The organism is Citrobacter gillenii, from assembly GCF_013337685.1.
In the GTDB taxonomy this organism is placed as follows: domain Bacteria; phylum Pseudomonadota; class Gammaproteobacteria; order Enterobacterales; family Enterobacteriaceae; genus Citrobacter; species Citrobacter gillenii.
In genome coordinates this window covers 201173-221086 of sequence record NZ_SUQN01000006.1, presented here as the reverse complement: position 1 = coordinate 221086, position 19914 = coordinate 201173, and the positions used below count along the sequence as shown (strand labels likewise).

The window sequence follows — 19914 nt, the reverse complement described above, 5'->3', positions numbered from 1 at the left end:
CGGTGGCGTTGATGTTTATACGGCGAGATTAATCGTCGAGGAAGCTACGCAGCACTTCAGAACGGCTCGGGTGACGCAGTTTACGCAGCGCCTTCGCTTCGATCTGACGGATACGTTCGCGGGTAACGTCGAACTGTTTCCCGACTTCTTCCAGCGTGTGGTCGGTGTTCATATCGATACCGAAACGCATACGCAGAACTTTTGCTTCACGCGCTGTCAGGCCAGCCAGAACGTCGTGCGTTGCGGCACGCAGGCTCTCGGTGGTGGCAGAGTCCAGCGGCAGCTCAAGGGTGGTATCCTCGATGAAATCACCCAGATGCGAATCTTCATCGTCGCCGATCGGCGTTTCCATGGAGATAGGCTCTTTGGCAATCTTCAGCACTTTACGGATCTTGTCTTCCGGCATCAGCATGCGTTCAGCCAGCTCTTCCGGCGTTGGCTCGCGGCCCATCTCTTGCAGCATCTGGCGGGAGATACGGTTGAGCTTGTTGATGGTCTCAATCATATGCACCGGAATACGAATGGTACGCGCCTGATCTGCGATAGAGCGGGTGATCGCCTGACGGATCCACCAGGTTGCATAGGTGGAGAACTTATAACCACGACGGTATTCAAACTTATCTACCGCTTTCATCAGACCGATGTTGCCTTCCTGAATCAGATCGAGGAATTGCAGACCACGGTTGGTGTATTTCTTAGCGATAGAGATAACCAGACGCAAGTTCGCTTCAACCATCTCTTTTTTCGCACGGCGGGCTTTCGCTTCACCGATGGACATACGACGGTTGATGTCTTTAACCTGCTCGATGGTCAGGCCGGTTTCTTCTTCAATTTGACGCAGTTTCTGCAGGCCGCGGTGGACATCATCTGCCACGTCGTGCAGTTTTTCAGACCACGGTTTGTTCATCGCGATAGCCGCGTTGAACCAGGTTTCGCTGGTTTCGTTGCCGGTGAACAGGGTGATGAAGTTTTTCTTCGGCATTTTGCACTGCTCAACGCAGAGCTTCATGATCAGACGTTCCTGAGTACGCACGCGGTCCATCATGACGCGCATGCTGTTTACCAGGTAGTCGAACTGCTTCGGCACCAGGCGGAACTGTTTGAACACTTCAGACAGCTTCTGAATTTCTTCCTGCGCGGCAGCATGGCTGCGGCCTTTCGCTTTGATAGTGTCGCGGGTGATTTCGTACTGAGTACGCAGTTCACCGAATTTCTCGCGCGCTAATTCAGGGTCGATGCTGTTGTCGTCATCGCTGCTGTCGTCGTCTTCTTCTTCATCTTCGTCTTCGTCGTCATCCATCTCTTCCTGAGAGAGTTCAGACCCGACGTGCGTCGCCGTTGGTGCCATGTCTTCTTCCGCGTTCGGATCGACAAAGCCGGTGATCAGGTCGGAAAGACGCGCTTCTTCAGCTTCTACGCGATCGTACTGCTCGAGCAGATAGGTGATGGCTTCCGGGTATTCTGCAACGGAGCATTGAACCTGGTTAATCCCGTCTTCGATACGTTTAGCGATGTCAATTTCGCCTTCACGGGTTAACAGTTCAACGGTACCCATTTCACGCATGTACATGCGCACCGGGTCAGTTGTACGACCGATTTCGGACTCAACGCTGGACAGAACCTGGGCAGCCGCTTCTTCCGCGTCTTCATCGGTGCTGTTGGAGGTTTCAGCAAGCAGCAGATCATCGGCATCCGGTGCTTCTTCCATCACCTGAATACCCATGTCATTGATCATTTGGATGATGTCTTCGATTTGATCTGAATCGACGATATCTTCCGGCAGATGGTCATTGACCTCGGCATAGGTCAGATAGCCTTGCTCCTTACCACGTTGGACAAGTAGCTTCAGCTGTGACTGCGGGTTTTGCTCCATAAGACGGTATCCACACTTAATTCGTTTGATTGGTGTTGGGCGGTAAAACCGCCAACGGCAAAACGAGGGCATACTTATATTTTGCCGCTGCCTCTCCGTGCGGCTGTCGGGGGCTTCCCGATCGATATTCGGCAGTTAAGCCGTTAAATACTTCATCTTTCACGTTGTCTCTGCGTTAGCTGCGTTCTCTCTTCCTGGTCATGTACTTATGTACACTCCCAGGCGTTCGTTCACTTGCTGCCTTGATACAACGCGAATGATTTTGTCTTTGTTTTGTCTTTCTCTTATTTCTTGGCCAGTTCCTGGTTCAGCGTCCAGAGTTCCCGGCGTTCTTCGTTGCTTAAACCATGTGTGCGCTCACGAGCTATCAACTCTTCCTGGCGCAGTTCAAGCATCGAATCAAACATATGGTTGAGTGAGTCGGTGAAGGTTTTTTCCGCGATATCTTTATCTGCTATATCGTCCCACATCGACAGTTTTTCAAGGGTGGCCGCATCATTTGTGCCACGATAGTGTTCTAACAGTTGTCCGGTGGTCAGACCTGGCTGGGCCAGACAAGTGTTGACCAGTTCTCTGAATAAGCCAAGGCCGGGCAACTTATTTTGATCCAGAGCGCCTAACGGCGGCACCAGCGGGGCTAAACCTGGGTTCTGTACCAGTAACCCTATAAGTATACGCATGGTCGTACGTTTTAGCTGTGGAACAGGGCGGGAAGCTCCATTTTCTGCCAGTTTTGGCATTAAACGTTCAAGCTGGCTGTCATCCAGAATGCCTAGCTTGTTTCCCAACTCCTGCCGCAGATAAATGCGCAACGTTTCGCCCGGGACCTGCGTGATCAGCGGCAAGGCCAGCGTACTGAGCTGTGCTCGTCCGTCCGGGGTACTCAAATCTACCTGTGGTAACAGGCTGTTAAACAGAAACGCGGAGAGCGGTAAGGCTTGCTCCATCCGGGCTTCAAAGGCTTCTTTCCCTTCTTTACGCACCAGCGTATCGGGATCTTCACCGTCAGGTAGAAACATAAAGCGCAGCTGGCGTCCGTCCGTCATATACGGCAGTGCAGTTTCCAGCGCGCGCCATGCGGCATCGCGTCCGGCCCGGTCACCGTCGTAACAACAAATCACTTGGTTCGTCGCACGGAACAACAGCTGGATGTGATCGGCAGTGGTTGACGTCCCGAGGGAGGCCACGGCGTAGTTAATGCCGTATTGGGCCAACGCCACCACATCCATATAGCCTTCAACCACTAACAGGCGCTGCGGATCGGCGTTATCCTGCTGGGCTTCATAAAGGCCATACAGCTGGCGACCTTTATGGAAAATATCGGTTTCCGGGGAGTTCAGGTACTTCGGCAGGGCATCGCCCAGTACGCGTCCACCAAAACCAATGACCCGACCGCGTTTGTCGCGGATAGGGAACATCACTCGCTCACGGAAGCGATCGTAACTGCGTCCCTGATCGTTGGTCACCAACATACCCGCGTCAATCAATGCCTGGCGATTCTCAGGATTGCCGCCAAACCGTTTCAGGACGTTGTCCCAACCGGGGGGGGCAAAACCAATAGCAAAACGATCGATCACGTCGCTACTGAGTCCTCGCTTTTCCAGGTACTGGCGCGCAGGGGTAGCGGCGGGTTGTATCAGAGACTGTTGATAAAAAGTGTTCAGGCCGTCCATCAATTGATAGAGGCTTTGCCGTTGATGGCGCTCTATCTGACTGGGGCCGTTGCCTGCTTCATAAGGCACTTCAAGGTTGTGCATTGCGGCCAGTTCTTCGACGGTTTCCACAAACTCGAGCTTGTCGTAGTTCATGAGAAAGTCGACGGCGTTGCCGTGCGCGCCACACCCAAAGCAGTGATAAAACTGTTTTTCACCGTTTACGGTGAAAGAGGGGGTTTTCTCGTTATGGAACGGACAACACGCATGATAATTTTTGCCCTGCTTTTTCAGCTTAACTCGTGCATCGATGAGATCGACGATGTCGGTTCTTGCCAGCAGGTCATTAATGAATACACGTGGGATTCGTCCAGCCATATGCCCCGTTATTACACTTCATCCTTCAAACTGTCTCTGCGTTGGCTGCGCTCGCTCACCCCTGTCACTTACTTAAGTAAGCTCCGGGGATTCACTCACTTGCCGTCTTGATACAGTGTGAATGATTTTGTGTAGTTACTGATGTATAAACGAAAATAAGCCGCGCATTCCTTCCGGAAGCACGGCCTTACAACTACAACTCAGTCTGAATTGAGAGCCTTAGCTCCCAATAGATTAGTACAGACGAGTGCGGCGTGCGTTTTCGCGAGCCAGTTTCTTCGCGTGACGTTTCACAGCAGAAGCTTTAGCGCGCTTACGTTCGGTAGTCGGTTTTTCATAGAACTCACGACGACGAACTTCCGCCAGAACACCTGCTTTCTCGCAGGAACGCTTGAAGCGACGCAGTGCTACGTCGAACGGCTCGTTTTCACGTACTTTAATTACCGGCATGTAACTCTCACCTTTATAAATTCGGTTTGCCGCTGGCATCTACGCCAGCTTATTTCAAAATGGTGCGGAATTTTACTGCAATTGCTGCTGCTTTGTAAAGCACCGACGCGATTTTGAAAGGGACTTTTATAAGGGTGAGGAGTATACACGAGGGTTCTTCCTTGGGCGAACAAAGTTTTACATCAACCCGCATTCGACCTACACTGCGCGGTATTAGAGCGAGGTAAAACAAGTCATGCGTGTACTGGGAATTGAAACATCCTGCGATGAAACCGGCATCGCCATTTACGACGATGAAAAAGGTCTTTTAGCCAACCAATTGTATAGTCAGGTGAAATTGCACGCTGACTACGGTGGAGTTGTGCCTGAATTGGCTTCGCGCGATCACGTGCGTAAAACCGTACCGTTGATTCAGGCGGCGCTGATTGAAGCAGGGTTAACAGCAAAAGATATTGATGCGGTGGCCTATACCGCAGGACCGGGTCTGGTCGGTGCGCTGCTGGTGGGGGCGACCGTAGGGCGTTCTCTGGCGTTCGCCTGGAATGTTCCGGCCATTCCTGTACACCATATGGAAGGCCATTTGCTGGCACCGATGCTGGAAGATAATCCGCCGGAATATCCTTTTGTAGCGCTGCTGGTTTCTGGCGGACACACGCAGCTGATTAGCGTCACCGGTATTGGACAGTATGAGTTGCTGGGCGAATCGATTGACGATGCGGCCGGTGAAGCGTTCGATAAAACGGCCAAACTGCTGGGGCTGGATTATCCAGGTGGCCCGATGCTGTCTAAGCTGGCGTCTCAGGGCGTGGAAAAGCGTTTTGTCTTCCCGCGCCCGATGACCGATCGTCCGGGGCTGGATTTCAGCTTCTCAGGCTTGAAAACGTTTGCCGCAAATACCATTCGTAATAACGAAAACGACGATCAGACCCGTGCGGATATCGCCCGTGCATTTGAAGATGCGGTGGTCGATACGCTGATGATCAAGTGCAAACGCGCGCTGGATCAAACCGGTTTTAAGCGTCTGGTGATGGCGGGGGGCGTGAGCGCTAACCGTACCCTGCGGGCCGCACTTGCGGAAATGATGCAAAAACGCCGTGGCGAAGTGTTCTATGCGCGCCCGGAATTTTGTACCGATAACGGGGCGATGATCGCCTATGCGGGCATGGTGCGTTTTAAATCCGGAGCAACGGCAGACCTTGGTGTCACCGTGCGTCCACGCTGGCCGTTGGCGGAGTTACCGGCGGCGTAAGCGCACCGGGAGCTGACTGGTGAGATGCGTAGGGAAAGGGGGCGACGCTACGCCGCCCCGGCGGGATTTACAGTAAAACCAGAGGCATCCACAGCAGGCCGGTTATCACCAGCAGGACGAGGAATATCAGGCCGAAGATGGCGCCCAGTCGCCAGTAATCGGCCGTCGGCAAGTAGCCGCTGCCGTAGTAGATCGGGCTTGGTCCGGTAGCGTACGGGGTCAAAATACTGCCCAGACCAATGGCGGCACCGACCATCAGGCAGAATACCGGCAGCGGGATATCCGGCATCGCCAACGCGGCTGCAATCATCATTGGCGCGAGGGCAGAGGTATAGGCCGTGGCGCTGGCAAAGAAATAACGCAACAGATAGAACACCACGATCAACGCCACCATTACCATTATCGGCGAGTAGCCGCTGAGTCCGTTTGCCAGCAGTTTGCCGAACCAGGAGATAAAGCCAGTATTGTTCAGCCCGGTGGCAAGGGTAATCAGCGAAGCCAGCCAGAAAAAGACGTTCCATGCTGCTTTATTACTGACAATGTCATCCCAGCAAATGATGCGCAGTACCAGCATCAACGCCACCACGCTGTAGCCGACCATTGCGGCATCAATATAGTCACCGCCAAAGATCCACAGCACCAGCGCTCCCACCATCAATACCAGCATCTTTTTCTCACGCGCGCACAGTGGCCCCATCGCCTTCAGCTCGGTTTCCGCCCAGCGCGGGACCTGATCGCCAGATTTCTGCACCGGTGGGTACAGCACGTAGGCCAGCCAGGGCACGATCAACACCAGTAAAATGCTCAGCGGCAGCATGCCTAAGAACCAGTCACCCCAGCTTAACGCTGTATGGGAAGCGCCTTTCATCAGGCCAATTAGCAGCAGATTTGGTGCCATCGCCGTTAAAAAAATAGCGCTGGTGACGCAGTCGGCGACGATCCCCATCCACATAATGTAAGAGCCAATGGAGCGGGCGCTGGGATCGTTGGGTTGAGAGTGGTACAGCGGCGGCAGGTTACGAATGATCGGGTAGATAATGCCTGCGCCGCGTGCGGAATTAGACGGTGTTACGGGGGCGAGGATCAGTTCGGAGAACATCACCGCATAGCCGAGAAACAGCGTGCGATGCCCCATCTTCTTTACCAGCATCAGCGCGATACGCCGACCCAGACCCGTTTTCTCGTAACCGGTACCGAACATAAAGGCGGCGAAAATCAGCCAGATAACCGAGTTAGAAAACCCCGACACCGCCCATGACAACGATTTGGCGGTAAATTTAAATCCGTCCTGGGCGAGTTGCTCAGGGCTGAACAACAGCCACGGCGACAGCACGGCAATGATAGAAATACCAATCATCGCCACTACCGCACCGGGAACAGGTTCCAGGATAAGCCCGACGATGACCCCGGTAAAGACGGCAAAATAGAGCCAGGTGTGGCTTTCAAGACCGCCAGGAACGGGCAAAACAGCAATAATGGCGATGACCACCAGCGGAGCCAGGTATCGCCACCAACCAGCTAAAGGTGCCATTGTTGTATCCCTGCGAAAGGGGGAGAGGTATGCGCCTCTCCGGGAGGGTTATTTGATGTAGTGCACGTGCTCGCAGATTTCTTCGACGATCGGGTCGCGACGTTCAGCGAACAGCTTTTTGTTTTCGGCGATCAGGTTGTTGCCATGGGTATCGATGGAAACAATCAGCGGGCCGAACTCTTTAACCCGGCACACCCACAGGGATTCCGGCATGCCCAATTCCGTCCAGTGCACTTCTTCAATTTCTTCAACCTGCGTGGCGGCAACAACCGCGCAGCCAGCCGGGAAGATCACGTGCAGTGCTTTGAATTGTTTACACCCTTCTTCGGTCAACGGTCCCATGCCGCCTTTGCCGACCACCAGTTTGACGCCGGTTTGCTCGATGAACTCTTTCTCAAAGGCTTCCATACGCATGCTGGTGGTTGGGCCGACGGAGACCATCTCCCATTTTTCCCCGTTCTTACGCACGATCGGGCCAGCGTGAAAAATGGCTTTACCGTTTAGATCGTACGGGATCGGGCGCTTGAGTTCGATCAAACGGCGGTGACACACGTCGCGACAGGTCACCAGCGTACCGGTCAGGTAAATGACATCGCCGACGCGAATGTCTGCCAGATCTTCGGCTTTGATCGGGGTTGTCAGGATCTTTTTCATAACGCGCTCCGGGTGTGAGACAAATTTTCGAAGGAGAGATCGGCATGAACCCGCAGCGTGCCGCGACGGTGCGCCCAGCAGCCGGTAGAAACGGCCACGCCGATAGTCGACGGGTGGCGTGCGGCAGATTCGATATGTACGCCCATCACGGAGCTGTTACCCGTTAGCCCCTGTGGGCCAATACCCAGACGGTTAAGTCCTTCCTCGAGACGCAGTTCCAGCTCGGCAGCTTTGGGATTGGGATGGCGTGAGCCAATCGGGCGCAGTACGGCTTTGCGTGACAGCACGGCGGCGGTTTCAACGGAGGTCGCAATACCTACGCCGACCAGCACCGGTGGGCAGGCGTTTACTGCTAGCGTGGAGATATTCTCAAAAACAAACTTCACGACACCTTCGTAGCCTTCGGAAGGCATTAACACTTTGGAACGCCCCGGCAGCGTACAGCCGCCGCCCGCCATATAGACTTCAATTTCTGCGTCGTCAGCGTCGGGGATGATGTCCCAGGTGACCCATGGCACGCCGGTACCAGTATTTTTGCCGGTGTTTACCTCGTCAAAAATCTCTACCGCATTGTGGCGTAGCGGCGCTTTAACGGTGGCGTCTTCAACGGCCTGCTTAAGGATGCTTTGCAGTTCGCCCAGCAGTGGAAAACGGGAACCGACCTTCACAAAGAACATGATTTCACCGGTGTCCTGACACGCCGGGCGATTCAGGTCGATCGCCTTCTGCATGTTGTCAAACATGGTGTGGTAGATAATTTTACCCATCGGCGAGGTTTCGCCTTCGCGTAGCTGTTTTAATTTATCTACGACATCGTCGGGCATACGGGTAGAAATCATGGCGGTAAAATCAGCGACAATGTTAGTCAGCGTATTTATCGCATGTTGGTTATTTTGATGGCTCATCATGTCAACTCCAGTTCTTTTATTTATCTGGAAATAAATTCTCCCGGACAAACTACCACTAAAAATGTGGTTTTATATTTTTTAGCGCTGTGAATAACCAATTAACAGTTCGTGAATGATGCCCGCTTAAGATAATAAAAATTGCGCAAAGGCAGGGTTTATTATGTCCAGGGGAATTACACTGCGATTCACACCCTCACGGATATCCTGAACATGCTGAACACCTATCCCCTGGCGAAAGACCTGCAGGTGCTGGTTGAAATTGTGCATAGCGGCAGCTTTAGCGCGGCGGCAGCGACCCTTGGGCAGACGCCAGCGTTTGTGACAAAACGCATTCAGATTCTGGAGTCTACGCTAGGGGCCACGCTGCTTAACCGCTCCGCACGCGGCGTGGCGTTAACGGAAAGCGGTCAGCGGTGCTATGAACATGCGCAGGAGATCCTCGCCCGCTATCAGCATCTGGTGGATGACGTCACGCAAATCAAAACGCGACCGGAAGGGATGATCCGTATTGGTTGTAGCTTTGGGTTTGGGCGCAGTTATATCGCCCCAGCGATTACCGAATTGATGCATAGCTATCCTGAATTACAGGTGCATTTTGAACTGTACGATCGGCAAATTGATTTAGCGCAGGATAATATCGATCTGGATATTCGTATTAATGATGAAATTCCCGATTATTATATTGCACATTTGTTAACGAAAAATAAAAGAATATTGTGTGCTGCACCGACATATTTACGAGAATACGGGGATCCAAAGACGTTACAGGAATTAAGTCGCCATGATTGCCTGGTTACCAAAGAGCGCGATATGACGCACGGGGTTTGGGAACTTGATAATGGGCATGAGAAAAAATCGGTTAAGGTGGCGGGGCATCTTTCTTCTAACAGCGGCGAGATTGTGTTGCAGTGGGCGTTACAAGGAAAAGGGATCATGCTGCGTTCTGAGTGGGACGTACAGCCGTTTCTGCTCAGCGGTGAACTGGTTCGCGTGCTGCCAGAATATGCGCAGAGCGCCAATATCTGGGCGGTGTATCAGGAGCCATTGTATCGTAGCGTAAAGCTACGGGTGTGCGTAGAGTTTCTGGCAACGTGGTGCCAGCAGCGGTTGGGTAAGCCGGTTGACGGGTATCAGATCCTGTAAGCCGGATAAGACACCGTCGCATCATCATCCGGCAGCACCGTCACTCGGGATCTTTTTCGCGCTTTTTCTTCAGCTTGGTCCAGATCTTCGGCTCTTGTCGACGCCACAGACGTTGGATGTTGTCATGATGGCGCAGCAGAATTAAGCACGACAGCATGGATACCGGGAAAGTGAACTGGGGTTTGAACCACCAGACATAGAACGGGGCTATCAGGGCGCTGACGATGGCTCCTAACGAGGAATAACCGCTCAGCAAGATGGTCAGCAACCAGGTGCCCGCCATGACGCCGGTTAAATCCCAGCCAATCGGCGCAATGGCGCCAAAGGCGGTGGCGACGCCTTTCCCACCTTTAAAACCGAAGAACACCGGCCAGATGTGTCCCAGGCAGGCGGCGATAGCAATCAAGCCCAACCAGAAAGGACTAACGCCTAGCGCGTATGCACCCCACACGGGTAACATACCCTTCAGGACGTCAAAAATCAGCACGGCGACGGCGGCTCCTTTGCCACCAATTCGCAATACGTTTGTCGCGCCCGGATTTCCAGAACCGCTATCACGTGGGTCCGGCAATCCAGCGAGGCGGCATACCAGAATAGCACTGGAAATTGAGCCGCAGAGGTACGCGAAGATAATCATTCCAGGCGCGATTGCACTCATAAGCTGTTCCGTTTTGAAAATGTCGTGTAAAACACTACTTCCGTGGATAATACGCATATTTCGCCGGAAGTGGTATCCGGGTTAGCCAAAAAGCAGGCAGGTCGTGATGGATATTGTATTTATAGAGCAACTTTCGGTAATCACCACTATTGGTGTTTATGACTGGGAACAGACTATCGAACAAAAACTGGTGTTCGATATCGAAATGGCATGGGATAACCGCAAATCAGCGAAAAGCGACGATGTTGCCGATTGCCTGAGCTATGCTGATATCGCACAAACGGTGGTCAGCCATGTGGAAGGCGGACGTTTTGCGCTGGTTGAACGCGTGGCTGAAGAGGTGGCAGACCTCCTGCTTAGCCGTTTTAATTCCCCATGGGTACGCATCAAGCTCAGCAAGCCGGGGGCGGTGGCGAGAGCGGCAAACGTCGGCGTTATCATTGAGCGTGGCAATAATCTGAAAGAAAGTAATTAAATTAATAATATCTAAACCTAACAGGTATAAAAGAGTCCTAACGTTGGCTCTTTTTTGCCATGGTTTTCTATCTAGGGGTTAATTGATGAGTGATATGCACTCGCTGCTGGTGGCGGCAATTTTGGGTGTGGTCGAGGGATTGACGGAGTTTTTGCCTGTATCCAGCACCGGCCATATGATTATTGTTGGCCATCTGCTGGGGTTTGAAGGCGCTACCGCAAAGACATTTGAAGTGGTTATTCAACTGGGTTCCATTTTGGCTGTTGTGGTGATGTTCTGGCGCCGCTTGTTTGGCCTGATTGGCATTCACTTTGGTAAAGCCCCGCATGAAGGAACCGGCAAGGGACGACTAACGCTGGGGCATATCCTGTTAGGGATGATCCCGGCCGTGGTACTGGGACTGATTTTCCACGATACCATCAAATCATTGTTTAACCCGATCAACGTGATGTATGCGCTGGTGGTGGGGGGCGTGCTGCTGATAGCCGCAGAATGCCTGAAGCCGAAAGAGCCGCGCGCGCCGGGTCTGGATGATATGACTTATCGCCAGGCGTTTATGATTGGCTGCTTCCAGTGCCTGGCGCTGTGGCCGGGATTTTCCCGTTCCGGAGCGACCATTTCAGGCGGTATGCTGATGGGCGTGAGCCGCTATGCCGCATCGGAATTCTCATTCCTGCTGGCGGTACCAATGATGATGGGTGCCACGGCGTTAGATCTCTACAAAAGCTGGTCGTTCCTGAGCGCGTCAGACATTCCAATGTTTGCTGTGGGCTTCGTGACGGCATTTGTCGTGGCGCTGGTGGCGATCAAAACCTTCCTGCAGCTGATTAAACGTATCTCGTTTATTCCATTTGCGATTTATCGTTTTGTAGTCGCCGCCGCTGTTTACGTGGTGTTCTTCTAACTTTTGTGTGCCCGGTGGCGCTTATGCTTACCGGGCCTACGGAACGAGATGTTGACCCCGTAGGCCGGATAAGCGCAGCGCATCCGGCAACATACTGCCTACGTTTTTGGGCAACGCTGTTCCTTCCAACTGGCCACCGCCGCAATGCGACGTCGTGTCAGCTCCTCGCGAATGTCCGGCCCTTTGAATCCTGCCTCAACGACCTCTTTCGTCGGCACAGTCTGTGCGACTTGCCAGGCCTCCCGCAGCAGCCTACCTTGCGGGTAATCTGCTGCTTCAAAACCGGTGCGACCCCGGACGTCGGCCTCACTGGTCAGGGCAATTTGTTCCACACGCTGCGGTTTACGCCAGGCATCGATGGAATCAAACAACTTCACGATAGTTTTCGGCTGCAGGATCGGGAACGTATGAATGAGATCGTGGAATTCCGCCACCAGTTTGGCTAAATCGCGGATGTCATTGGGCACCCGCAGACGCTGACATAACTGCTCTACCAGTTTGACACCCGCCGGGCCGTGACCATGATGACGTGGCCACAGCGCTTTTGGCGTCAGAGCCTTGCCAAGATCGTGGCACAGCGTGGCAAAACGTATATCTACGTTTGGGCTCAACATGGCCGCCATCGACAGCGTCATCAGCGTGTGAATACCGGTGTCGATTTCCGGATGCCATTGAGCCGGCGCCGGGACGCCAAACAGAGCGTCTATTTCCGGGAACAGAACGCGCAGTGCGCCGCAGTCGCGCAGGACCTGGAAAAAGACCTGTGGATTACGGGTAGTTAACGCATTTTCCGTTTCTTTCCAGACTCGTTCCGGCGTCAAATGTGCCAGTTCTCCGGCAGCGGTCATCTCGCGCATTAAGGCCAGGGTTTCATCGGCGATACGGAAGCTGAGGTGTGCATAACGCGCGGCAAAGCGCGCCACGCGCAGTACGCGCAGCGGATCTTCGCTAAAAGCAGGGGAAACATGGCGCAGTAGACGATTTTCCAGATCGCGACGTCCGTGATACGGGTCGATAATCTCGCCGTCATCATCGCGGGCCAGCGCGTTGATCGTCAGGTCGCGGCGCTGGAGATCGGCTTCCAGCGTTACGTCTGCTGCGGCATAGCAGGTAAATCCGGTGTAGCCTGAACCTGATTTTCGTTCGGTTCGCGCCAGCGCATATTCTTCGCGTGTTTGCGGATGGAGAAAAACAGGAAAATCGCGGCCTACCTGCTGGTAGCCCGCGTCGAGCATCTCTTGCGGCGTGGCGCCGACGACAACCCAATCTTTATCTTTAACCGGTAGCCCTAATAACGCATCCCGAACAGCTCCACCGACCAGATAAATCTTCACGCCACTTTCCTTTTGAAAAAAATTATCCCTTAATCATATGTCAGTGTGGCGGAGAAGGCGATTCAGTTCATCCAGCGATCTTTGCGTTTACGGGTTGGGATCATGTGTGGCAGAACCAGACCGAGCAACAGACCCAGTCCCAGTACGCCGCCGCCATACATAAACCACTGCATGATGATGGTGCGCTGCTTGTCATCAAGCTGCAAATTCGCGGCACTGACCTTTTTCTGCGCCACAATCAGCTCGTTTTTTAGCTTCTGGTTTTCTTCTTTCAACCCATTGATCACACTGTCGCTTTGCGCCACTTTTTGCTGCATATCGGCGGTACGCTGGTTCCAGGTGGTATCAATATTATTGAGCTTATCGGTCAGTGTTTTTACCTGGTTTTCCAGGTCCGGAACGCGGGTACGCAGGCTTGGCGTGCTGTTCAGCTCTTTCAGCGGGATCCAGGCTGTACGTCCGGTACTGTCTTTTACCTGGGCGTAGTTGGTGCTGGCATCGGTCTGTAACAGAATGACTTCCTCGCCGGCGTTAACCGTACCCACGAGGCGATAATTATCTCCCGGACCGCTGCGGACCCAGGTGTTCAGTTCATCAGAGACATAGCGCTTTTCCTCTGCATGGGTGACGGCAGTGGCGCTAAGTGCGAGTAAAGTTAATCCAATCAGGCGTAATTTTGGCATCAGGCTGTCGTTATTGTCATAGAAAGTGGAACGATAGTAGTGGCATCAGTGTCTCTACGCAAAGCATTCAACATCAATCGGAATCATCTGTGTCCTTTTTGCCACCACTCGAAACTTTTACGCCCGTCAAATTGCTCGTTGCATGGCAATTTGGCGCAAAATACTATCTACTGACAATCAAGAACGCACTTAGTTCGCAGTCTGTTTTCTCAACTGTGACATAACCCATAAGTACAAGATCATGACCCAGGAAATCGAATTAAAATTTATCGTCAATAATGATGCTGTTGATGCATTACGCGAACGTCTGAATACGCTGGGGGGAGAGCATCATGCGCCCAGCCAGTTGCTGAATATCTACTATGAAACGCCGGATGGGTGGTTGCGTAGTCATGATATGGGGCTGCGTATTCGCGGTGAGAATGGTCGTTATGAAATGACCCTGAAAATTGCCGGACGGGTCACGGGGGGGTTGCATCAGCGACCAGAGTATAATGTTGCGTTGAGCGAGCCAGAACTGGATCTTGCGCTGCTTCCAGCCGAAGTCTGGCCAAATGGCGAACTGCCAGCCGATCTCGCCTCTCAGCTACAACCGCTGTTCAGCACTGATTTTAACCGTGAGAAATGGCTGCTTGAGGTTGACGGTAGCCAGATTGAACTCGCCCTCGATCTGGGTGAAGTGAAGGCCGGAGAGTTCGCTGAACCGCTCTGTGAGCTTGAACTGGAACTGGTCAGCGGCGATACCCGCGCAGTGTTGAAGTTGGCAAATCAGCTGGTTGCCGAGGAGGGTTTACGCCTGGGTAGCCTGAGTAAGGCGGCACGGGGTTATCATCTGGCGCAGGGGAATGCCCCACGCGAGCTGAAGCCGACGCGTATTCTGAAAGTCCCGGCCAAGGCCAGCATTGAGCAGGGGCTTGAAGCCGCGCTGGAACTGGCATTGTCGCAATGGCAGTACCATGAGGAGTTATGGGTTCGCGGCGTAAAAGGCGCCAAATCGGAAGTGTTGGCGGCGATGGGGCTGGTACGCCACATCCTGATGCTGTTTGGCGGGAATGTTCCACGTAAAGCGAGCGCTCACTTACGTGATTTGCTGACCCAGTCGGAAGCGATTATTGCCGCTGAAACTTCTGCGGTATCTGCGGTTTACAACCCGCAAACGGCAATGGCAAAACTGGCACTCACCGAGTGGTTGGTGACTAAAGGGTGGCAACCGTTCCTCGATGCGAAAGCGCAGGCCAAAATCGCCGACTCCTTCAAGCGTTTCTCTGATACCCATCTTTCACGTCATGCGGCTGAACTGAAAACGGTGTTTGGTCAGCCATTGGGCGATCAATATGCCGACCAAATCCCGCGCCTGACGCGAAACATTGACAGTATTCTGATGCTGGCAGGCTATTACGATGAGAAGGTGGCATCGGAATGGATTGCGACCTGGCAGGGTTTACGTCATGCCATCATGACGCGCCAACATATTGAAATTGAACATTATCGTAATGAAGCGATCTCTGAGGAGCCGTTCTGGCTGCACAGCGGTAAACGATAATCAGGACCGAGATCAGGATGCCTTTATCAGGCCTACGCGATGGGCGTAAATGTCTTGTAGGCCGGATAAGGTGAAACGCCACTATCCGGCATCATTTAAAGGATAACCCGTAAATGCAGCAGCTCTCTTCACCGTTACAACAGTACTGGCCGACCGTTGTTGATCGGCTGCCAGCAGCAATACCTGAAGCGTCGCTTAGCCTGCAGGCGAAGTCAGTGCTCACATTCAGTGATTTTGTTCGCGACAGCGTGATCGCCCATCCCGAGTGGCTGGCAGAGCTGGAAAGCGAACCGCCGCTGGCGGATGAATGGCAGCACTATGGCGTCTGGTTGCAGCAAGCATTAGCTGACGTCGGTGATGAAGCGGCGCTGATGCGTGAGCTGCGCCTGTTTCGCCGTCGCATCATGGTGCGAATTGCCTGGGCGCAGACGCTGTCGCTGGTGACGGAAGAGAGCATTTTGCAGCAGTTAAGCCATCTGGCTGAAACGCTGATTATCGCTGCACGAGACTGGCTGTATGACGCCTGCTGTCGTGAGTGGGGAACGCCGTGCAACCCTGACGGTGTTCCGCAGCCGCTGCTGATTTTAGGGATGGGAAAACTGGGCGGCGGCGAGCTTAACTTTTCCTCCGACATCGACCTGATTTTTGCCTGGCCAGAACACGGATCGACGCAGGGCGGACGGCGTGAGCTGGATAACGCGCAGTTCTTTACGCGTATGGGCCAACGGCTGATTAAAGTGTTGGATCAGCCGACTATGGATGGATTTGTCTATCGGGTGGATATGCGTTTACGCCCGTTTGGTGACAGCGGTCCGCTGGTGCTGAGCTTCTCGGCGCTGGAGGATTATTACCAGGAGCAAGGGCGTGACTGGGAACGCTACGCGATGGTTAAGGCGCGTATTATGGGGGATGCTGACGGTACTTACGTCGCTGAACTGCGCGCCATGCTGCGGCCTTTTGTTTTTCGTCGTTATATCGATTTCAGCGTGATCCAGTCGCTGCGTAACATGAAAGGGATGATTGCCCGTGAAGTCCGCCGCCGTGGTCTGAAAGACAATATCAAGCTGGGGGCGGGCGGTATTCGTGAAATCGAATTTATCGTTCAGGTCTTCCAACTGATTCGCGGCGGGCGTGAGCCATCGCTACAATCCCGCGCGCTGTTACCTACGCTCAGCGCCATCAACGCGCTGCATCTACTGTCTGATACCGATGCGGAGCATTTACGAAGTGCCTATCTCTTTTTACGTCGTCTGGAAAACCTGCTGCAGAGCATCAACGATGAACAGACCCAGACGCTGCCGGGCGATGAGCTAAATCGCGCACGTCTGGCATGGGCCATGGGGGCGGATGACTGGTCGCAGTTGACGGCTGTCCTGAACGTTCACATGGGCAACGTGCGTCGGGTGTTCAATGAGTTAATCGGTGATGATGAAACCGAAACCCAGGAAGAGTCGTTGTCGGAACAGTGGCGCGAACTGTGGCAGGATGCTTTGCAGGAAGATGACACCACGCCAGTGCTGGCGCATCTTGCGGAAGACGATCAGCGCCGCGTGCTGACTCTGATCGCCGATTTTCGCAAAGAGCTGGATAAGCGCACCATCGGCCCACGTGGACGCCAGGTGCTGGATCATTTGATGCCGCACTTGCTGAGCGATGTTTGCTCCCGCGCTGATGCCTCGGTGCCGCTGTCGCGTATTACTCCGCTGCTGGTGGGCATTGTCACCCGTACGACCTATCTGGAGCTGTTGAGTGAATTCCCTGGCGCGCTGAAGCACCTGATTTCGCTGTGCGCCGCCTCGCCGATGGTCGCCAGCCAGTTGGCGCGCTATCCGCTGCTGCTGGACGAGTTGCTGGATCCGAACACCCTGTATCAGCCCACCGCAACCGATGCCTACCGTGATGAGCTACGTCAGTATCTGCTGCGTGTGCCGGAGGATGACGAAGAACAGCAACTGGAAGCGTTGCGTCAGTTCAAGCAAACTCAACTGCTGCGTATTGCGGCGGCCGATATCGCCGGGACGCTGCCAGTGATGAAGGTGAGCGACCACTTAACCTGGCTGGCCGAAGCGATTATCGATGCCGTGGTTCAGCAGGCGTGGACGCAAATGGTCGCCCGCTACGGGCAGCCAACGCACCTTGGCGATCGCGAGGGCCGCGGTTTCGCCGTTGTCGGTTACGGCAAGCTGGGCGGTTGGGAGCTGGGCTACAGCTCCGATCTTGATTTGATCTTCCTGCACGATTGTCCGATGGACGTGATGACTGACGGCGAGCGTGAAATTGACGGGCGGCAGTTCTATCTGCGTCTGTCACAGCGCATCATGCACCTTTTCAGTACCCGCACGTCTTCCGGCATTTTATATGAGGTGGATGCGCGGCTGCGCCCATCCGGTGCCGCAGGCATGCTGGTGACATCAACCGAGGCTTTCGCCGATTACCAGCGCAACGAAGCCTGGACATGGGAGCATCAGGCGCTGGTGCGTGCTCGGGTGGTGTATGGCGACCCGCAGCTGACCTCTCAGTTTGACGCGGTGCGTCGCGATATCATGACGCTCGCTCGTGACGGAAAAACGTTGCAGACCGACGTGCGTGAAATGCGCGAGAAAATGCGTGCTCATTTGGGTAATAAGCATCGCGATCGCTTTGATATCAAAGCAGATGAAGGCGGGATCACCGACATTGAGTTTATTACTCAATATCTGGTGCTGCGCTATGCCCATGAAAAACCGAAACTGACTCGCTGGTCAGATAACGTGCGCATTCTGGAATTACTGGCACAAAACGACATTATGGAAGAGCAAGAAGCCCTGGCGCTGACCCGCGCCTATACCACGCTGCGTGATGAACTTCATCATCTTGCTTTGCAGGAACTTCCGGGCCATGTGGCGCCGGAGTGCTTCAGCGCTGAGCGCGCGCTGGTGCGTGACAGCTGGCAGAAGTGGCTGGTTGCCGAGTGAAGTGTGCTATGATCGCGCGCAAATTTTAAGACCCTCAGAGAATCTCTCAGGAGACAGGAATGAAAGTAACGCTGCCAGAGTTTGAACGTGCAGGAGTCATGGTTGTCGGTGATGTGATGCTGGATCGCTACTGGTACGGGCCTACTAGCCGTATTTCACCAGAAGCCCCAGTTCCGGTAGTCAAAGTGGATACCATTGAAGAACGTCCCGGCGGCGCGGCAAACGTGGCGATGAATATTGCCTCTCTGGGCGCAAATTCCCGTCTGGTAGGGTTGACTGGTATTGATGATGCGGCACGTGCGCTGAGTAAAACGCTGGCGGACGTGAATGTGAAATGTGACTTCGTTTCGGTGCCGACGCACCCGACGATCACCAAACTGCGCGTACTCTCACGCAACCAGCAGCTGATCCGTCTGGACTTCGAGGAAGGTTTCGAAGGCGTAGATCCACAGCCGCTGCACGATCGTATTAACCAGGCGCTGGGTTCTATCGGTGCTCTGGTACTGTCTGACTACGCCAAAGGCGCGCTGGCCAGCGTGCAGCAGATGATTGCGCTGGCACGAAAGGCTGGCGTACCGGTGCTTATCGATCCGAAAGGCACTGATTTTGAACGCTATCGCGGTGCGACGCTGCTGACACCAAATCTTTCCGAGTTTGAAGCGGTTGCCGGTAAGTGCAAAAGCGAAGAGGAACTGGTTGAACGCGGCATGAAGGTGATTGCGGATTTCGACCTTTCCGCGCTGTTGATCACCCGTTCCGAGCAGGGCATGACGCTGCTGCAGCCGGGCAAAGCACCGCTGCACATGCCGACCCAGGCGCAGGAAGTGTATGACGTGACCGGTGCTGGCGATACGGTTATTGGCGTGCTGGCGGCAACGCTGGCGGCGGGTAACTCACTGGAAGAAGCGTGTTATTTTGCTAACGCTGCGGCGGGCGTGGTAGTGGGTAAGCTGGGGACGTCCACCGTTTCGCCTATCGAACTGGAAAACGCCGTGCGCGGTCGTGCGGATACCGGTTTTGGTGTGATGACAGAAGCCGAGCTGAAACAGGCCGTGGCCAGCGCGCGCAAGCGCGGTGAGAAGGTGGTCATGACCAATGGCGTTTTCGACATCCTGCACGCGGGCCACGTCTCTTATCTGGCGAATGCGCGCAAGCTGGGCGATCGTCTGATCGTGGCGGTAAACAGCGACGCATCCACCAAACGTCTGAAAGGTGAAACGCGCCCGGTCAACCCTCTCGAGCAGCGTATGATCGTACTGGGTGCGCTGGAATCCGTCGACTGGGTGGTCTCTTTTGAAGAAGATACCCCACAGCGACTGATCGCAGGTGTTCTGCCGGATCTGCTGGTAAAAGGTGGTGACTACAAGCCGGAACAAATTGCGGGTAGCGAAGAGGTATGGGCGAACGGCGGTGAAGTGCTGGTGCTGAACTTCGAAGACGGCTGCTCAACGACCAATATCATCAAAAAGATCCAGAAAGACAGCGATAAGTCATAGTCTGGTCGATTGCCGGATAGCGGTATAAA

16 protein-coding genes are annotated in these 19914 nt (G+C 54.0%); 7 read left to right on the top strand and 9 right to left on the bottom strand.

Annotation, left to right across the window (positions count from 1 at the left end):
* Positions 1 to 28 precede the first annotated feature (28 nt).
* From rpoD to rpsU, 3 genes are all read right to left on the bottom strand, one after another.
* On the bottom strand, positions 29 to 1873 hold the full coding sequence (rpoD, locus tag FCH32_RS15505) for an RNA polymerase sigma factor RpoD (protein ID WP_096755616.1): 1845 nt from the start codon (positions 1871 to 1873) through the stop codon (positions 29 to 31).
* 284 nt (positions 1874 to 2157) lie between these two features.
* Positions 2158 to 3903: a DNA primase gene (gene dnaG, locus FCH32_RS15500; protein ID WP_117342687.1), complete on the bottom strand. Its 1746-nt coding sequence runs from the start codon at positions 3901 to 3903 to the stop codon at positions 2158 to 2160.
* A 234-nt stretch (positions 3904 to 4137) separates the two neighbouring features.
* Positions 4138 to 4353, bottom strand: coding sequence for a 30S ribosomal protein S21 (gene rpsU / locus FCH32_RS15495; RefSeq protein ID WP_001144069.1), 216 nt, complete (start codon positions 4351 to 4353; stop codon positions 4138 to 4140).
* 235 nt (positions 4354 to 4588) lie between these two features.
* On the opposite strand from rpsU, the gene tsaD reads away from it, so the two are divergent.
* A complete protein-coding gene (gene tsaD / locus FCH32_RS15490) occupies positions 4589 to 5602 on the top strand; it encodes a tRNA (adenosine(37)-N6)-threonylcarbamoyltransferase complex transferase subunit TsaD (protein ID WP_096755618.1) in 1014 nt (337 codons plus the stop codon).
* A gap of 67 nt (positions 5603 to 5669) precedes the next feature.
* Here tsaD and FCH32_RS15485 read toward each other — a convergent pair whose 3' ends face one another.
* From FCH32_RS15485 to ttdA, 3 genes are read right to left on the bottom strand one after another with little or no spacing between them, the layout of a single operon-like run.
* Positions 5670 to 7133, bottom strand: coding sequence for an anion permease (locus FCH32_RS15485; RefSeq protein ID WP_115257460.1), 1464 nt, complete (start codon positions 7131 to 7133; stop codon positions 5670 to 5672).
* A gap of 48 nt (positions 7134 to 7181) precedes the next feature.
* Complete coding sequence (ttdB, locus tag FCH32_RS15480) at positions 7182 to 7787, bottom strand: L(+)-tartrate dehydratase subunit beta (protein ID WP_115454410.1); 606 nt, start codon at positions 7785 to 7787, stop codon at positions 7182 to 7184.
* Positions 7784 to 8695 carry a L(+)-tartrate dehydratase subunit alpha gene (gene ttdA / locus FCH32_RS15475; RefSeq protein WP_096755621.1) on the bottom strand — a complete coding sequence of 304 codons (912 nt, stop codon included), beginning with the start codon at positions 8693 to 8695 and terminating at the stop codon, positions 7784 to 7786. The genes ttdB and ttdA overlap by 4 nt, the downstream gene beginning before the upstream one ends.
* Before the next feature lie 210 nt (positions 8696 to 8905).
* On the opposite strand from ttdA, the gene ttdR reads away from it, so the two are divergent.
* On the top strand, positions 8906 to 9838 hold the full coding sequence (gene ttdR / locus FCH32_RS15470) for an L-tartrate utilization transcriptional activator TtdR (protein WP_135911392.1): 933 nt from the start codon (positions 8906 to 8908) through the stop codon (positions 9836 to 9838).
* Positions 9839 to 9878: 40 nt separating this feature from the next.
* Here the strand turns inward: ttdR and plsY are convergent, their stop codons facing one another.
* The gene (gene plsY, locus FCH32_RS15465) at positions 9879 to 10496 is read right to left on the bottom strand and encodes a glycerol-3-phosphate 1-O-acyltransferase PlsY (protein WP_096759329.1); all 618 of its coding nucleotides are present in this window, start codon (positions 10494 to 10496) and stop codon (positions 9879 to 9881) included.
* A gap of 106 nt (positions 10497 to 10602) precedes the next feature.
* Between plsY and folB the strand changes: the two genes are divergently transcribed.
* Positions 10603 to 10971: a bifunctional dihydroneopterin aldolase/7,8-dihydroneopterin epimerase gene (folB, locus tag FCH32_RS15460; protein ID WP_096755623.1), complete on the top strand. Its 369-nt coding sequence runs from the start codon at positions 10603 to 10605 to the stop codon at positions 10969 to 10971.
* An 85-nt stretch (positions 10972 to 11056) separates the two neighbouring features.
* Positions 11057 to 11875 (top strand): undecaprenyl-diphosphate phosphatase, encoded by an 819-nt coding sequence (gene bacA, locus FCH32_RS15455; protein WP_096755624.1) that lies wholly within the window; start codon positions 11057 to 11059, stop codon positions 11873 to 11875.
* Between the two features lie 98 nt (positions 11876 to 11973).
* Here bacA and FCH32_RS15450 read toward each other — a convergent pair whose 3' ends face one another.
* Positions 11974 to 13209: a multifunctional CCA addition/repair protein gene (locus FCH32_RS15450; RefSeq protein WP_174361172.1), complete on the bottom strand. Its 1236-nt coding sequence runs from the start codon at positions 13207 to 13209 to the stop codon at positions 11974 to 11976.
* A 62-nt stretch (positions 13210 to 13271) separates the two neighbouring features.
* A complete protein-coding gene (locus FCH32_RS15445; RefSeq protein WP_096755626.1) occupies positions 13272 to 13892 on the bottom strand; it encodes a TIGR04211 family SH3 domain-containing protein in 621 nt (206 codons plus the stop codon).
* Between the two features lie 241 nt (positions 13893 to 14133).
* Here FCH32_RS15445 and FCH32_RS15440 point away from each other — a divergent pair, with 241 nt between their 5' ends.
* The 3 genes from FCH32_RS15440 (at position 14134) to hldE (ending at position 19885) form a co-directional block, all read left to right on the top strand.
* Positions 14134 to 15435, top strand: coding sequence for a CYTH domain-containing protein (locus tag FCH32_RS15440; protein WP_174361171.1), 1302 nt, complete (start codon positions 14134 to 14136; stop codon positions 15433 to 15435).
* 113 nt (positions 15436 to 15548) lie between these two features.
* Positions 15549 to 18389, top strand: coding sequence for a bifunctional [glutamate--ammonia ligase]-adenylyl-L-tyrosine phosphorylase/[glutamate--ammonia-ligase] adenylyltransferase (glnE, locus tag FCH32_RS15435; protein ID WP_146717981.1), 2841 nt, complete (start codon positions 15549 to 15551; stop codon positions 18387 to 18389).
* Between the two features lie 59 nt (positions 18390 to 18448).
* Positions 18449 to 19885: a bifunctional D-glycero-beta-D-manno-heptose-7-phosphate kinase/D-glycero-beta-D-manno-heptose 1-phosphate adenylyltransferase HldE gene (hldE, locus tag FCH32_RS15430; RefSeq protein ID WP_115257466.1), complete on the top strand. Its 1437-nt coding sequence runs from the start codon at positions 18449 to 18451 to the stop codon at positions 19883 to 19885.
* Positions 19886 to 19914 lie beyond the last annotated feature (29 nt).

Bases quoted from the DNA above. Each gene is read 5' to 3' on its own strand.
- rpoD (WP_096755616.1), bottom strand. From the start codon at position 1,873: ATGGAGCAAAACCCGCAGTCACAGCTGAAGCTACTTGTCCAACGTGGT.
- dnaG (WP_117342687.1), bottom strand. From the start codon at position 3,903: ATGGCTGGACGAATCCCACGTGTATTCATTAATGACCTGCTGGCAAGA.
- rpsU (WP_001144069.1), bottom strand. From the start codon at position 4,353: ATGCCGGTAATTAAAGTACGTGAAAACGAGCCGTTCGACGTAGCACTG.
- tsaD (WP_096755618.1), top strand. From the start codon at position 4,589: ATGCGTGTACTGGGAATTGAAACATCCTGCGATGAAACCGGCATCGCC.
- FCH32_RS15485 (WP_115257460.1), bottom strand. From the start codon at position 7,133: ATGGCACCTTTAGCTGGTTGGTGGCGATACCTGGCTCCGCTGGTGGTC.
- ttdB (WP_115454410.1), bottom strand. From the start codon at position 7,787: ATGAAAAAGATCCTGACAACCCCGATCAAAGCCGAAGATCTGGCAGAC.
- ttdA (WP_096755621.1), bottom strand. From the start codon at position 8,695: ATGATGAGCCATCAAAATAACCAACATGCGATAAATACGCTGACTAAC.
- ttdR (WP_135911392.1), top strand. From the start codon at position 8,906: ATGCTGAACACCTATCCCCTGGCGAAAGACCTGCAGGTGCTGGTTGAA.
- plsY (WP_096759329.1), bottom strand. From the start codon at position 10,496: ATGAGTGCAATCGCGCCTGGAATGATTATCTTCGCGTACCTCTGCGGC.
- folB (WP_096755623.1), top strand. From the start codon at position 10,603: ATGGATATTGTATTTATAGAGCAACTTTCGGTAATCACCACTATTGGT.
- bacA (WP_096755624.1), top strand. From the start codon at position 11,057: ATGAGTGATATGCACTCGCTGCTGGTGGCGGCAATTTTGGGTGTGGTC.
- FCH32_RS15445 (WP_096755626.1), bottom strand. From the start codon at position 13,892: ATGCCAAAATTACGCCTGATTGGATTAACTTTACTCGCACTTAGCGCC.
- FCH32_RS15440 (WP_174361171.1), top strand. From the start codon at position 14,134: ATGACCCAGGAAATCGAATTAAAATTTATCGTCAATAATGATGCTGTT.
- glnE (WP_146717981.1), top strand. From the start codon at position 15,549: ATGCAGCAGCTCTCTTCACCGTTACAACAGTACTGGCCGACCGTTGTT.
- hldE (WP_115257466.1), top strand. From the start codon at position 18,449: ATGAAAGTAACGCTGCCAGAGTTTGAACGTGCAGGAGTCATGGTTGTC.